The organism is Acidovorax sp. GW835-FHT14B10 (assembly GCF_058793725.1).
Window position 1 is genome coordinate 34,666 of the sequence record NZ_JBXAGC010000006.1, and the last position, 13,364, is coordinate 48,029.

A 13,364-nucleotide genomic window follows, 5' to 3' on the forward strand; every position below is an offset into this window, starting at 1 on the left:
CTCAGGGTTGCCGGGCGGCGGGCGCGGACACCGGCGAGCGCAGCATGTGGAAATTGAGGATGCGCGTGGCCATCACCGTCTCCACAAAAAAGAGCACCAGCGCCAGCAGGAACGAGAGCACACCGCTCAGAAAACTCCCGAGGGCCCAGGTGTGGCCCCGGAAATCGGTGGTTTCGCCCAGAAACAGCAGGATGATGGTCACGCCGATCAGAAAACCGCACAGGGTGAGCAGGCCGATGCAGCCATTGGCCATGCGCCCGCGGGTGCGCAGGTAACCGAGCTCGATCACGGCGCGCTCCAGAAACTCGGCCTCGTCGGAGTGGCGGGCCCGGTCTTCCACCACGCGGGCCCGGTCGATGATGCGCGCCAGGCGCCCGGCCACAGCGCCAATCATGCCGGCCACGGCGGTGAGCAGGAACACCGGGGCCACGGCCAGCTGGATGCTGTGGGTGATGGTGGACGAATCAAAGGCAAGGTTCATGGTGTCAAAAGGCCTGTGCAGCGCCGGGGCAGGCAGGCTGCGATTATCGCCACCCGCGCAGGTGGCGCACAATGCACGCCCGCAGGTTGCGTGGCACCCGGCACGCCGCCATTGGCGCGCCGGCTCCACCGCAGCCCCGTCGGCCAGGCGTATTTCACGGCGGACACAGCGCTGTGGCCCGTCCACCGGTTGCCGCACCGTTTTCCTTGCGGGCCATCACCTTGTGCGCAGTGGCACCAGGGGGTGGCCTGAATTTTTTGCCCACACCATGCCATTTTCTGCCCTCGGTCTCTCTCCCGCCCTCGTCCAGGCCGCCACGGCCATGGGTTTTTCCGCGCCCACGCCCATCCAGGAGGCCGCCATTCCGGCCATCCTGCGCGGCGCCGATGTCGTGGGCTCGGCCCAGACGGGTTCGGGCAAAACGGCAGCTTTTGCCTTGCCCCTGCTGCAGCGGCTGCAAGCCGGCGCGGCCCACACCCCGCGGCAGGTGCGCGCCCTCATCCTGGTGCCCACGCGCGAACTGGCCGCCCAGGTGGGGGAAGTGGTGCGCAGCCTGGGCCAGCACCTGGCGCAGCCGCCCAAGGTGGCCGTGGTGTTTGGCGGCGTCTCGATCAATCCGCAGATGATGGCGCTGCGTGGTGGGGCCGATGCAGTGGTTGCCACGCCCGGCCGCCTGCTCGATCTGGTGGAGCACAACGCCCTGAAACTCTCCGCCGTGCAGCTGCTGGTGCTGGACGAGGCCGATCGCCTGCTCGACCTGGGCTTTGCCGACGAACTCAACCGCGTGCTGGCCTTGCTGCCGGCGCAGCGGCAGAACCTGTTCTTTTCGGCCACGTTCCCCACCGCAGTGCAGTCACTGGCCGAGGGGCTGCTGCACGAGCCCGTGCGCGTGGCCGTGGCCGACACCCCTGGCAGTGAACCGGCCATCGTGCAACGCGCCATCGCGGTGGACGCCAGCCGCCGCACGCAGCTGCTGCGCCACCTGGTGCAGCAGCATCAATGGAGCCGGGTGCTGGTGTTCGTGGCCACGCAATATGCCGCCGAGCATGTGGCCGAAAAGCTCTACAAGGCCGGCATCTTTGCCACGCCTTTCCATGGCGGCCTGAGCCAGGGCGCGCGCACGCAGGTGCTGCAGGAGTTCAGGGACGAGCGCTGGCAGGTGGTGCTGACCACCGACCTGGCCGCGCGCGGCATCGACATCGCCCAGTTGCCCGCCGTGGTGAACTACGACCTGCCCCGTTCGGCAGTGGATTACGTGCACCGCATCGGGCGCACCGGGCGTGCCGGCGAGGCCGGCGTGGCCGTGAGCTTTGTCAGCGCAGACACCGAAGCGCATTGGCGCCTGATCGAGAAGCGCCAGCACCTCGCGCTGCCGCGCGAACAGATCGCTGGTTTCGAGCCCACCGAAGTGCCGCCAGAGGCCACGGCAGCAAGCACCGGAGGCATCAAGGGCAAGCGGCCCAGCAAGAAAGACAAGCTGCGCGCCGCGGCCGCAGCAGCGCAGGCGGCGGCCGGGAAGGATTGAGATCGGGCGATCAGTCGGCGGATCCGTCGGCGCCGTTGCCGTCACTGGTGGCGCCCTCGCCTTCTTCACCCACCGGCGCAGGACGGGCCTGGCGATGCCCGCCCTTGGCCAGAATTTCGACATAAAACTGCGTCCCGCCTTCGCGGGCCACACCGTCAATCAGGCCGATCAGGGCGGAGAGGTGGGCGACTGCGGCGGTTTCGGCGGTGCTGCCGAATTTGCAGTCGAAGTCCCAGAAATCCGCACCGGCCGGCACCGGGCGGCCGCGCTCACGCTTGATGTACTTGCGGATTTCATGCTTGACGGCATCCAGGACGCGGTCGCTGTTCTTGCCTTCGATGTGGAGCGGGAAAGTTTTTTTCATGGGCGATCGTACCGCCTGCGGCAACTGCCGCACCCCGGCCAAGGACAAATCGACGCCGGCACAGGCGCCGCAGCGCCGCCCCCACGAACCGGTTAGCGCCCGTCCAGCGGGTAGGCCGGGTCGTTGAATCCCGGCGTGGAGGGATGGCCCGGCGCCACCAGCGAATTCACCAGCGCTTCGTCTTCCCGGGTCAGGGTGTAGCCGAGCGCGGGCGCGTAGTCCTGCCACTGCGCCAGCGTGCGGGGCCCGGCAATCACCGAGTTCACCGCCGGATGGGCCAGCACCCAGGCCGTGGCAAATTGCGCCAGCGTCACGCCCCGCGCCTGCACATGCTGCTGCAGGGTCTGGGCGATCTGCAACGACTCTTCGCGCCATTCGGTCTGTGCGATGCGCCTGTCACCCCGTGCCGCGCGCGAGCCCTCCACCGGCGGCTGGCCGGGCAGGTATTTGCCCGTGAGCACGCCACGCGCCACCGGGCTGTAGGGCGTCACGCCCAGGCCATGGTGGGCGCAGGCCGGCAACACCTCGACCTCGGGCATGCGATTGAGCAGGTTGTAGCAGGGCTGGCACACCACCGGCCCGGGCATGCCCATCTGCCGGGCCAGGTGCACCAGTTCCGTGATGCGCCAGCCCCGGAAATTGGAAACGCCCCAGTAGCGGATCTTGCCCGCGCGCAGCAGGGCGTCGAGCGCCCACAGCGGCTCCTCCAGGTTCATGCCGTTGTAGTCGCGGTGCAGGTAAAGAAGGTCCACATGGTCGGTCTGCAGCCGCCCCAGGCTGGCTTCGACCTCACGCAGCATCCAGCTGCGCGAATAGTGCCCCTCATTCTTGCGCTCCGACATGGCGTTGCCCAGCTTGGTGGCCAGCACCCAGTCGTGGCGCTGGCCGCGCAGCAATTCGCCCACCATGGATTCGGAAGCGCCCTTGGTGTACACGTCGGCCGTGTCGATGTAGTTCACCCCCTGGGCATGGGCATGGGCCACGATGGCGGCGGCCTCTTCACGCGGCGTCTGATCGCCAAACATCATGGTGCCCAGGCACAGACGGGAGACCTGGAGGTTGCTTTTGCCAAGGTTGCGGTATTGCATGGAACAGACCTGAAGAACGGGAACAGCGGAGAACACCGGCCCGGCACCCCATGTGCAGCCCGGCACCGCATGGTACTGCGGTGATCGCCCTGGCCGCGCCCGCCGTTAAAGCCGTGCCGCCTGGTCAATGGCACGCTTGGCATCCAGCGGCGCCAGCAGGTGCGGGTACAGCGCCTGGCCGGGCGCCAGCGCCGGGGTTGCCGCAAAGGGCGACATGGGGAGGGGTCTGACGCTCAGTAATGCGGTGGCAGCTCGTCGCGCAGGTTGCGCGGGCCGTTGGAGCCGCCCTCGGGCGCCTGCTGACGCAGGGCGATGATCTCGTGCGTGAGCCGGTCGATCAGTTGCTGCTGCTGGTAGATGGCCATGTTCAGCTGGTCCAGCAGGTCTTCGGTAAAACTGGCCTTGACCTCCAGGTTTTCCAGGCGCTGGAGGAGGTTGCCGAGGTCGTTGGTATCTGGCATGGATGGACAGGTCACACTGCCTGGCCCAGGCGCGCCACGCCTTCGCGGATCTTGTCCGCATCGGCCGTGGCAAACGACAGGCGGAAGGTGGCGTGGTCGGGGTTGGCGCAGAAGAACGGCGTGCCGGGCACAAAGGCCACGCCCTTTTCAATCGCGCGCTTGGCCAGCACATTGCCGTCGGCCACCTTGCCGCCCGCGCCCGTCAGGCGCGCCCACACAAACAGTCCACCCTGGGGCTGCACGAACTCGATGGCGTCGCCCAGGCCGCTCCGCAGCGCGTCGCCCATGGCCTGGGCGCGCTCGGCATACACCTTGCGCACATGGGCCAGCGTGGCGGGCATGCGGCCGGCCTTGAGGTATTGGGCGGCCGTGGCCTGGGCGAAGGTGCTGGTGTGTGCATCGCTGAACTGCTTGCACATGGTGGCCTTGGCCAGCAGCTCGGCCGGGGCAATCATCCAGCCCACGCGCAGGCCGGGCGAGAGCACCTTGCTGAGCGAGCCGCAATGCACCAGCAGCTCGCGGCTGCCCGGCACCGTGGCCGACAGGCTGAGCAGGCTGGGCGGGGGTGCTTCGCCAAAGTACAGGTCGCCGTAGGGGTCGTCCTCGACGATCAGGGTCTGGTGCTTCACCGCCATCTCCAGCACGGCCTTGCGGCGCTCCAGGCTCAGCATGGCGCCGCTGGGGTTGCCAAAGGTGGGGATCAGGTAAACGAACTTGGGTTTGTGCTCGGCAATGAGCTTTTCGAGCTCGTCGGTCTTCACGCCGTTGCCATCGATGGGCGCACTGATGAGTTCAGCGCCGTACAGGCGGAAGCACTGGATGGTGGCCAGAAAGGTCGGGCCTTCCACAATGACCTTGTCGCCGGGGCTGATGAGCGTCTTGCCCAGCAGGTCCAGGGCCTGCTGGCTGCCGGTGGTCACGATGAGGTTGTCGGCCGCTACATCCTTGGCACCCTTGCTGGCCATGAAGGCGGCCAGTTGCTCGCGCAGCGGGTTGTAGCCCTCGGTAGCACCGTATTGCAGCGCAGCACCAGGCTCTTCGGCCAGGGCGGCATTGCTGGCGGCGCGGATGCCGTCCACGTCAAACATGGCGCTGTCAGGAAACCCGCCCGCAAAGCTGATGATGCCGGGCTTGCCCAGCAGCTTGAAGAGTTCGCGGATGGCGGAGGTTTCTACGTTGTTCAGGCGGTCGGCAAATTGCATGGCTTGGATTTCAGGTGGGCAGGAGATCGCCCATTGTCGCCAATCGGAATGCAGATTTCCGGCCCACAGGCATCGATGGGCCGCTGCGGACTCGCAGCCCCTACACTGCCCGCCATGAAAACCGCGCAGATCGAACCCTTTTTTGCCACGTTGAAGGCCGCCAACCCGCTGCCCAACACCGAGCTCGAATACACCACCGTGTTCGAGCTGCTGGCCGCCGTGCTGCTGTCGGCCCAGGCCACCGATGTGGGCGTGAACAAGGCCACGCGCAAACTGTTCCCCGTGGCGGGCACGCCGCAGGCCATCCTGGACCTGGGGCTGGACGGGCTGGAGGGCTATATCAAGACGATTGGCCTGTACAAAAGCAAGGCGCGCCACCTGATGGAAACCTGCCGCATCCTGGTCGCGCAGCACGGTGGCGTGGTGCCGCGCACGCGCGAGGCGCTCGAAGCCCTGCCCGGCGTGGGCCGCAAGACGGCCAACGTGGTGCTCAACGTGGCTTTCGGCCAGCCCACCATGGCGGTGGATACGCACATCTTTCGCGTGAGCAACCGCACCGGCCTGGCCCCCGGCAAGAACCCGCTGGCGGTGGAGTTGCAGCTGATGAAGCGGGTGCCCGCCGCCTACGCCGTGGATTCGCACCACTGGCTGATCCTGCTGGGCCGCTACGTGTGCCAGGCACGCAAGCCGCGCTGCTGGGAATGCCGGGTGGCGCCCTACTGCGACTTTCAGCCCAAGACGAGCGCGCCCTGACCGGCGGATGGAGCGGGCGCACAACACGCCTGCGGCAGCGCCGTTCACAGCGCCTTGCGCACGGCCACAATAGCTATTATTTCTAGAGCATCCGGTGTTTCATCTATCAGCGCAATCGGCCTTATTCATTCAAATATCCGCTCCGCCCCGCCCCGCACCGGGCAGCCGATGCCGTGGCCGCAGCAAGGCCGCAAACTCCACGGCGGCCCGGCTGCGCGAGGCGCCGCGCCGCCACAGGATGCCGGCGTGGCGCACCATCTGCGGCGAATGCAGCGGGATGGCCTGCATGTCCGGCGCCTGGCGCGCGGCACGCTCGGGCACGATGCAGGCCAGCTCGCCCCAGCGGCACACGTCGATCAGGCCCTCCACCGACTCCATCTCCACGCGCACCCAGGGTTGCACACCGGCCACGCGCAGGCTGTCGTCGATCAGGCGGCGCGTGGCAAAGGCGCGTGGCAGCATGGCCAACGGCACCTCGGCCAGGGCCTTGACGGCCAGGGTGCGGCGGCGCGCCAGCGGGTGGGCGCGGTTCACCACCAGCTGCATGCGCTCCTCGAACAGGGGCTCGGTCTCGATCTCCTCGCGCTGCGTGGGGTGAAAGGCAATGCCCACGTCCAGCAGGCCCTCGACCAGTTGTTCCTCGATGGGGCCGGCACGCAGGTCGCGCACCACGATGTTCACCTTGGGGTAGGCCATGCTGAAGGCCGCCACCGTGGCTGGCACCAGGGTGTGCAGAAAGGTGGGGATGACACCCACCGTGAGGGTGCCCGCCTGCAGCCCCGTCATGTCGGCCAGCGCCATGCGCCCGGCCTCGATTTCCTGCAGCGCACGCGCAGCGTGCACCCTGAAAGCCGCGCCCGCCTGCGACAACCGCAAGCCCCGGCCCAGCCGGTCAAAGAGCGGTATCTCCAGCTCCTGCTCCAGCTGGCGCAGCCCGTGCGACAAGGTGGACTGCGTGACAAACAGGTTCTGCGCCGACTGCGTGAGGTGCTCGGTCTGGGCGATGTCGAGAAAGTAGCGCAGTTGCCGGATTTCCATCAGAACACCCCATTCATTCGTTCGATTCCGTCGAATGATAAGTCGCAAATAAATCATTGGAACCCCATACGGATTCAACCTAACCTTGCATTTTTGGTCCACCGGTGGGCCAGCGTCATTTCCTGGCCCATCCAAAAAAGGTACACAGCGATGCACAGCCGTTTCACCATCGAACGCATGCAGACACGGATTCTGGACATTCCCACGATCCGCCCGCACAAGCTCTCGTTTGGCTCCATCAGCCGCCAGAGTCCGGTCATTGTTCAGGTCTGGCTCCAGGATGGCGCCACGGGCTTTGGCGAGGCCGCCACCATCGGTGGCCCTTCGTGGAACGAAGAGTCGCCCGAAAGCATCCTGCACGCCATCGACCACTACCTGGCACCTGCCCTCGTCGGCCAGGATGCGGGCGGTTTTGAAGCCGCCCTGGCGCGCATGGACAAGGCCTGCAAGGGCAATGCGTTCGCCAAGAGCGCGGTGGAGATGGCGCTGATCGACGCCGTGGCCCGCACGCTGGGCCTGCCCGCCTGGCAGCTGCTGGGCGGCAAGGTGCACCAGAGCCTGCCCCTGGCCTGGACGCTGGCCAGCGGCGACGTGGAGCGCGACCTGCAGGAAGCCCACCTGCGCCTGGAACAAAAGCGCCACCACATCTTCAAGATGAAGATCGGCGCCCGCGCGCCAAAGGACGACGTGGCCCATGTGTCGCAGATCGCGCGCGGCCTGCAGGGCAAGGCCACGCTCACCGTGGACGTGAACCAGGCCTGGGACGGCAACACCGCGCGCCGCTACCTGCCGCAGCTGGTCGAGGCCGGCGTGACGCTGATCGAGCAGCCCGTGGCGCAGTGGAACGTGGAGGCGCTCAGGAACCTTACCGCCACGCTCGATGGCGCCGTCATCATGGCCGACGAAACCGTGTGCACACCGCAGGACGCCATGATGCTGGCGCGCGAAAAGGCCAGCCATGTGTTCTCGCTCAAGGTCGCCAAGCATGGCGGCCTGGTCCGCACGCGCAAGGTGGCGGCCGTGGCCGAAGCGGCCGACATCGGCTGGTACGGCGGCACCATGCTCGAAACATCTTTGGGCAGCGCCGCATCGGCCCATGTGTTTTCCACGCTCGGCAGCCAGCACCACGGCTGCGAGCTGTTCGGTCCGCAGCTGCTGGTGGACGACATCGTCGAACGCCAGATGCCCATCGTCGATTTCGAGCTGCAGCTGCCCGATGGCCCCGGCTTTGGCGTCGAGGTTTCGCTGGCCCAGATCGAGCGCTTCGACCGCGCCCGCCAGGGTCTTACCGCCGTGCATGTCGATATGGCCGCACACACCCCCACCCCCGCTTAAGGAGAACACCGATGCTGTTTCTGGTACGTATGGATGTGAACATTCCGCGCGACTTGCCCGTGGAAGAAGCCAACGAGATCAAGGCCCGCGAAAAGGCCTATTCGCAGGACCTGCAGCGCGACGGCCGCTGGAAGAGCATCTGGCGCGTGGTGGGCGAATACGCCAACTACAGCATCTTCGATGTGGCGTCCAACGACGAACTGCACCAGCTGCTGCAAGGGCTGCCGCTGTTTCCGTTCATGAAGATCTCCGTCACCCCCCTGGCGCAGCACCCCTCGGCCATCTGAGCCTTTCGCAACCCCATAAAGAGACATCCACCATGATGATGAAACGACAGACGCTGGCACTGCTGGCCTCCGGCCTGGCCCTCGCCGCCTTGCCCACTGCGCACGCCCAGGCCCCTGCGGCCAACTGGCCCGCCAAGCCCATCCGCTGGGTGGTGCCCTTTCCGCCCGGCGGCGCCATGGACGCCATCGCCCGCACGCTGGGCGAAAAGGCCGGCAAGACGCTGGGCCAGCCCTTCGTCATCGAGAACAAGCCCGGCGCGGGCGGCAACATCGGTGCCGACTACGTGGCCAAGCAGCCCGGCGACGGCTACACCATGATGATCACCTCGATCGGCATGGCCACCAACAAGCCGCTGTACGGCAAGCTCAGCTACGACCCGATCAAGGACTTCGCGCCCGTGAGCCTGCTGGCCGTGGTGCCCAATGTGCTGGTCACCAACGCCACCCAGCCCGACGTCAAGACCGCGCGCGACGTGATCGCCGCCGCGCGCAAGGCCCCCGGCCAGCTCACCTACGCGTCGGCCGGCAACGGCACCTCCATCCACCTGGCGGGCGAGGTCTTCACCTCGCTGGCGCAGGTCGAGATGCTGCACATCCCCTACAAGGGCAGCGGCCCGGCCGTGTCCGATCTGCTGGGCGGGCAGGTCAACTACATGTTCGACAGCATCACCTCGGCCCGCCCGCACATCCAGTCGGGCAAGCTGCGCGCCCTGGGCGTGACCACGGCCAAGCGTTCCAGCGCCCTGCCCGATGTGCCCACGCTGGCCGAGGCCGGCGTGCCGGGCTACGAGGTATCGCCATGGTTCGCCGTGTTCATGCCGGCGTCCACGCCCAAGGCCGTCGTCAGCAAGCTCAACGCAGCCCTGCTGGCCGCCATGAAAGACCCCGAGGTGGCCAAACGCTTTGAATCCATCGGTGCCGAGCCCGTGGGCTCCACGCCCGACGAGCTGGCCAAGCACCTGGCCCGCGAGTCCGATCGCTGGACCAAGCTGATCACCGAGCGCGGCATCAAGCTCGACTGATTTCACCGGCATCCATGCCACTCCATCCCACCGAGGAGACATCCATGTCCGAACTCACCCAAGCCCAGCTGCTGGAACTGGTCAACACCAGGAAGATCGCCCCCGGCAACGCACGCGTGCGCCAGCTCACCGAGCGCATCGTCACCGACCTGTTCAAGACCATCGACGAACTGGATGTGACCCCCGACGAGTTCTGGGCCGCCGCCGGCTGGCTCACGCGCCTGGGTGCGGCGGGCCAGACGGGCCTGATCACCGCAGGCCTGGGCTTTGACCGCCTGATCGACATCCGCGCCGACGAAGCCGACGCCAAGGCCGGCCGCACAGGCGGCACGCCGCGCGCCATCGAAGGCCCGCTGTTTGTGGCCGGCGCTCCCATGTCCCAGGGCGAAGCGCGCCTGGACGAGGGCGAACCCAAGGGCGAGGTGTTCGTGATGGAAGGCCAGGTGCTGGACCTGAACGGCCAGCCCGTGGCCCACGCCTCGGTGGACGTGTGGCACGCCAATGAACAGGGCGGCTATTCGCACTTCTTCCCCGGCATGAAGCCCTACGAACTGCGCCGCCGCATCGAGACGGATGCCAAGGGCCAGTACCGCTTTCGCTCCTTCCTGCCGCCGGGCTATGCCATTCCCCCGAACAGCCCCACCTCCGAGCTGTTTGAGGCCCTGGGCCGCCATGGCAACCGCCCTGCGCACATCCACTTCCTGGTGGCGGCCCCCGGCATGCGCACGCTGACCACGCAGGTCAACATTCCTGGCGACAGCTACATCGACGACGACTTTGCCTTCGCCACGCGCGATGGCCTCATCGTGGGCCTGGAGAAGAACGTGGCGCCCGCGGGCTACGAGTCGCTGGGCATCAGCGCGCCCTTCACGCGCACCCGGTTCAACTTCGTGATGCAAAACGCCGCCAGCGCCGACGAGGCCTTGCCGCTGACGCGCATGGAACGTGTGACCACCCCCGCCTGATACGGTTTTGCATTCAAGCGAATAACCGGGCGGTGAGCCGACGACCGTGCTGCAGCACGGCGAGGCGACCCAACGAAGTTATACGTTTGAAAGCGAAACCGCATGAGCGGCCCGGCGCTCGCACCCCCGCAAGCCGCCCCATCCGTGGGCGGCTTTTTTGCATCCGGTTTTGCGGGATTTGCACCGCAAAACCGGCAGCCGCTCCACCAATTGACTCCCCCGGAAAACGTGGCCTGGCTATACTGGAATAAACATTTTCTTACAACATCGTTCCATCACCCCCTGCCGGAAGATGCCACTCGATCCGCGCTCCCTCATTGCCATGGGCAGCCTCATGTCGGCCATGATGGCGGTGGTGCTGTGGCTCATGCGGCGCAATTACCCGCCCAGCATCCGCGGGCTGGACTATTGGGCGGCAAGCCCGGTGCTGTGGCTGGTCGCAACGTTGCTCTTCAGCGGCCGGGGTCAACTCTCCCCTGTCCTCACCGTCGTGCTGGCGAACCAGGCGCTGCTGCTGGGCGCAACGGTTTATTACATCGGTAGCCGCCGGTTCCTGGGGCATGGCGGAGGGTGGATCTTGTGGGGCAGCGTTGCCGCCGCGTCCCTGCTGGTGCTGACATGGCTGACCTACGTCGCGCCCAACTATCGATTGCGGGTTGCCATTTTCGCGCTGCTGATGGCGGTGCTGTATGGCGCGCATCTGCGCTTTCTCTGGCGCCACGGCGGCAAGGGCTTTCCCATGCGGCTGGTGCAGGTCGTGCTGGCGTTGCACATCCTGGTACTGGTAGCGCGCTTCGCCTTGATCGCCATGGGCCAAGCCAACAGCGACCTGATGGAGCCTTCGCATTTCCAGACGGCCTACATCGGCGCCTATGTGCTGACGGTGCTGATGCTGTCCATTGGCGCCGTCCTGCTGGCGACCGACCGGCTGCGCACCGAGCTGGAGCACCTGGCCATGCACGACTCGCTCACACAGACGCTCAACCGCCGCGCCATCATGCAGCTGTGCCACGAGGAACTGGAGGGCGCCCGCCGCCATGGCCGAGGGCCGTCGATCATGATGCTCGACCTGGACCACTTCAAGGCGGTGAACGACACGCACGGCCACCAGCACGGTGATGCCGTGCTGGTGCATTTCACGGCCTGCACGGCGTCTGTCTTGCGCAGCGGAGACCGGCTGGGTCGTTACGGTGGCGAGGAATTTCTGATTCTGCTGCCCGACACCGATGCCGCGGCAGCCCGCCATGCAGCACAACGCATCCATGCCCTGCTCCAGGCAGGGCACCCGCTCGATTGCCAGTTCAGCATCGGGGTGGCCACCTGGCAAGGCCCGCAGGACACCCTGGATGCCATGCTGACACGCGCCGACGCGGCCCTCTACCAGGCCAAGGACCTGGGACGCAACCAGACCTGTTCGGGATAACGCAGCGCCGTTGCCCGAGCAAGCCGGTCAGGCTGGCGTTGGCCGCCATCGTGCTGATGCCCGCTGCGCAGGGCCTGGCGGTGGCGGACCAGGGGATGCTGGGCATCCTGCCTTTGCCGTGATCGTCTGGATGACCGAGGCAAGGAATTACGCCGCCAGCTGGCTGGCTGGCTGGCTGGCTGGCTGGCTGGCCAACCTCATCGTGGCCCACCTGGGCTGTGCCAGCGCCATCGCCCTGGCCTCGACCATGATTCCCATCGTCATCAGCGTGCTCATGGCCGTGCAGACGCCGGGCATCAACGTGATCGGCATGGCCATGCTGCTGCAGTACGTGGTGGGCATCGGCTTCATCCTGCCCGTGAACTCGCCCCAGGCCATGATTGCCTGCGGCACCGGCACCTTCACCGCGCAACTTCGTGCGCACCGGCTTCGTTCTCACCCTGGTGGCCATGGTGCTGCTGGTGATTTTCTCGCTGACTCACTGGCCCATGGTGGACCACATGACGCTGTCTGCCGGCTGGGCCACGGGCACGCATCAAAAGAGCTGCGGGCGCCTATGCATAATTCGCCCGCAGCTCTCATGTAAAGAGCCATCGGAGCTACCAAACCACTGCGCCATGACGGAGCGATTCATTTTCTGGCCCCTGTTCTTCACCAGCCAACTGCTCGCCCTTGCCTGGATCAGCTGGGTATTGCTGGCGCAGTGCCATTTTGCCTACCCGGTGGGTTACCGGCTTTTGGGGCTGGACCAGACCATTGCCCAATACGCGCCCCACAACCGCTTCAAGGCGGATTTTGAATTCACCACACCCCCAGACCACTGGCGCCTGTTTGGACAAATCAGCGACGCCGTGCATGCGGGCGGCAAAGGCCTGGCCGAAATCACCTACCCCCTGAAAAACGGGCAACCCGCCGCTCTGTTGCACGCGGCAGAAATCATCCACCTGCAAGACGTGGCCCATCTGATTGATGTGCTGTATGGCGTGGGAATGGCCAGCCTGGCGCTGTGGTTCGTCTTGATTTTCATCCTGTGGCAACGGCACATGCCATGGCCCCCCGTGCATCAAATCCTGCGGGGATTTTTGGTGGGTTTTTCCGTGATCGCCGCCGCCGTCTTCGCCATCGGCCCCACAGCGGTGTTTTACTGGTTTCACGAACAGGCCTTTCCCGCAGGCCACCAGTGGTTCTTCTATTACCAGGATTCGCTGATGACCACGCTGATGAAAGCGCCCGATATTTTTGCCTTTATCGCCGTGCTGCTGCTGGCGGTATTCACGACCCTTTGGTGCGTGGCGTTGTATGGCCTTCCCCGACTGCTGAAATACCGCCCCGGCAAATAGAGCGATCCGTCGCGTTCCAAACAGGGCTGCCAGCCCTGATTGGTTCAGCGCTGGCAGCTATTTATTCAGCAGCAACACCG

General features: G+C 66.2%; 15 protein-coding genes. 9 read left to right on the forward strand and 6 right to left on the reverse strand.

The window, feature by feature from the left end; all coding sequences use genetic code 11:
* Nucleotide 1: 1 nt before the first annotated feature.
* Nucleotides 2-481 carry a DUF2721 domain-containing protein gene (locus AC1Q5S_RS06505; protein ID WP_303833854.1) on the reverse strand — a complete coding sequence of 160 codons (480 nt, stop codon included), beginning with the start codon at nt 479-481 and terminating at the stop codon, nt 2-4.
* A 268-nt stretch (nt 482-749) separates the two neighbouring features.
* Here AC1Q5S_RS06505 and AC1Q5S_RS06510 point away from each other — a divergent pair, with 268 nt between their 5' ends.
* Entirely contained in the window at nt 750-2,006 is a 1,257-nt protein-coding gene (locus AC1Q5S_RS06510) for a DEAD/DEAH box helicase (RefSeq protein WP_492238555.1), read from the forward strand.
* Between the two features lie 10 nt (nt 2,007-2,016).
* On the opposite strand, the gene AC1Q5S_RS06515 is transcribed toward AC1Q5S_RS06510, so the two are convergent.
* The 4 genes from AC1Q5S_RS06515 to AC1Q5S_RS06530 form a co-directional block, all read right to left on the reverse strand.
* Nucleotides 2,017-2,370 carry a DUF6172 family protein gene (locus tag AC1Q5S_RS06515; protein ID WP_492238556.1) on the reverse strand — a complete coding sequence of 118 codons (354 nt, stop codon included), beginning with the start codon at nt 2,368-2,370 and terminating at the stop codon, nt 2,017-2,019.
* Between the two features lie 92 nt (nt 2,371-2,462).
* Nucleotides 2,463-3,458, reverse strand: a complete 996-nt coding sequence (locus tag AC1Q5S_RS06520) for an aldo/keto reductase (protein ID WP_303833860.1) — start codon at nt 3,456-3,458, stop codon at nt 2,463-2,465.
* 233 nt (nt 3,459-3,691) lie between these two features.
* Entirely contained in the window at nt 3,692-3,919 is a 228-nt protein-coding gene (locus AC1Q5S_RS06525) for a SlyX family protein (RefSeq protein ID WP_303833866.1), read from the reverse strand.
* Between the two features lie 11 nt (nt 3,920-3,930).
* Nucleotides 3,931-5,121: an aminotransferase-like domain-containing protein gene (locus AC1Q5S_RS06530; protein ID WP_303833868.1), complete on the reverse strand. Its 1,191-nt coding sequence runs from the start codon at nt 5,119-5,121 to the stop codon at nt 3,931-3,933.
* Between the two features lie 114 nt (nt 5,122-5,235).
* On the opposite strand from AC1Q5S_RS06530, the gene nth reads away from it, so the two are divergent.
* Nucleotides 5,236-5,874 carry an endonuclease III gene (gene nth / locus AC1Q5S_RS06535; RefSeq protein ID WP_303833870.1) on the forward strand — a complete coding sequence of 213 codons (639 nt, stop codon included), beginning with the start codon at nt 5,236-5,238 and terminating at the stop codon, nt 5,872-5,874.
* A 129-nt stretch (nt 5,875-6,003) separates the two neighbouring features.
* Here nth and cynR read toward each other — a convergent pair whose 3' ends face one another.
* Nucleotides 6,004-6,912: a transcriptional regulator CynR gene (cynR, locus tag AC1Q5S_RS06540; RefSeq protein ID WP_303833871.1), complete on the reverse strand. Its 909-nt coding sequence runs from the start codon at nt 6,910-6,912 to the stop codon at nt 6,004-6,006.
* Between the two features lie 150 nt (nt 6,913-7,062).
* Between cynR and AC1Q5S_RS06545 the strand changes: the two genes are divergently transcribed.
* The 7 genes from AC1Q5S_RS06545 to AC1Q5S_RS06575 all read left to right on the forward strand — a co-directional run bounded on the left by AC1Q5S_RS06545 (nt 7,063) and on the right by AC1Q5S_RS06575 (nt 13,284).
* A complete protein-coding gene (locus tag AC1Q5S_RS06545; protein WP_492238557.1) occupies nt 7,063-8,247 on the forward strand; it encodes a muconate cycloisomerase family protein in 1,185 nt (394 codons plus the stop codon).
* Between the two features lie 11 nt (nt 8,248-8,258).
* Entirely contained in the window at nt 8,259-8,534 is a 276-nt protein-coding gene (gene catC / locus AC1Q5S_RS06550) for a muconolactone Delta-isomerase (protein ID WP_026435659.1), read from the forward strand.
* A 32-nt stretch (nt 8,535-8,566) separates the two neighbouring features.
* Complete coding sequence (locus AC1Q5S_RS06555) at nt 8,567-9,556, forward strand: tripartite tricarboxylate transporter substrate binding protein (RefSeq protein ID WP_303833878.1); 990 nt, start codon at nt 8,567-8,569, stop codon at nt 9,554-9,556.
* 44 nt (nt 9,557-9,600) lie between these two features.
* Nucleotides 9,601-10,521 (forward strand): dioxygenase family protein, encoded by a 921-nt coding sequence (locus AC1Q5S_RS06560; RefSeq protein ID WP_492238558.1) that lies wholly within the window; start codon nt 9,601-9,603, stop codon nt 10,519-10,521.
* A gap of 292 nt (nt 10,522-10,813) precedes the next feature.
* Nucleotides 10,814-11,944: a GGDEF domain-containing protein gene (locus tag AC1Q5S_RS06565; RefSeq protein ID WP_422204033.1), complete on the forward strand. Its 1,131-nt coding sequence runs from the start codon at nt 10,814-10,816 to the stop codon at nt 11,942-11,944.
* 130 nt (nt 11,945-12,074) lie between these two features.
* Nucleotides 12,075-12,530, forward strand: a complete 456-nt coding sequence (locus tag AC1Q5S_RS06570) for an anion permease (protein WP_492238559.1) — start codon at nt 12,075-12,077, stop codon at nt 12,528-12,530.
* A gap of 31 nt (nt 12,531-12,561) precedes the next feature.
* Complete coding sequence (locus tag AC1Q5S_RS06575) at nt 12,562-13,284, forward strand: lipoprotein intramolecular transacylase Lit (protein WP_303833939.1); 723 nt, start codon at nt 12,562-12,564, stop codon at nt 13,282-13,284.
* Nucleotides 13,285-13,364: the final 80 nt, after the last annotated feature.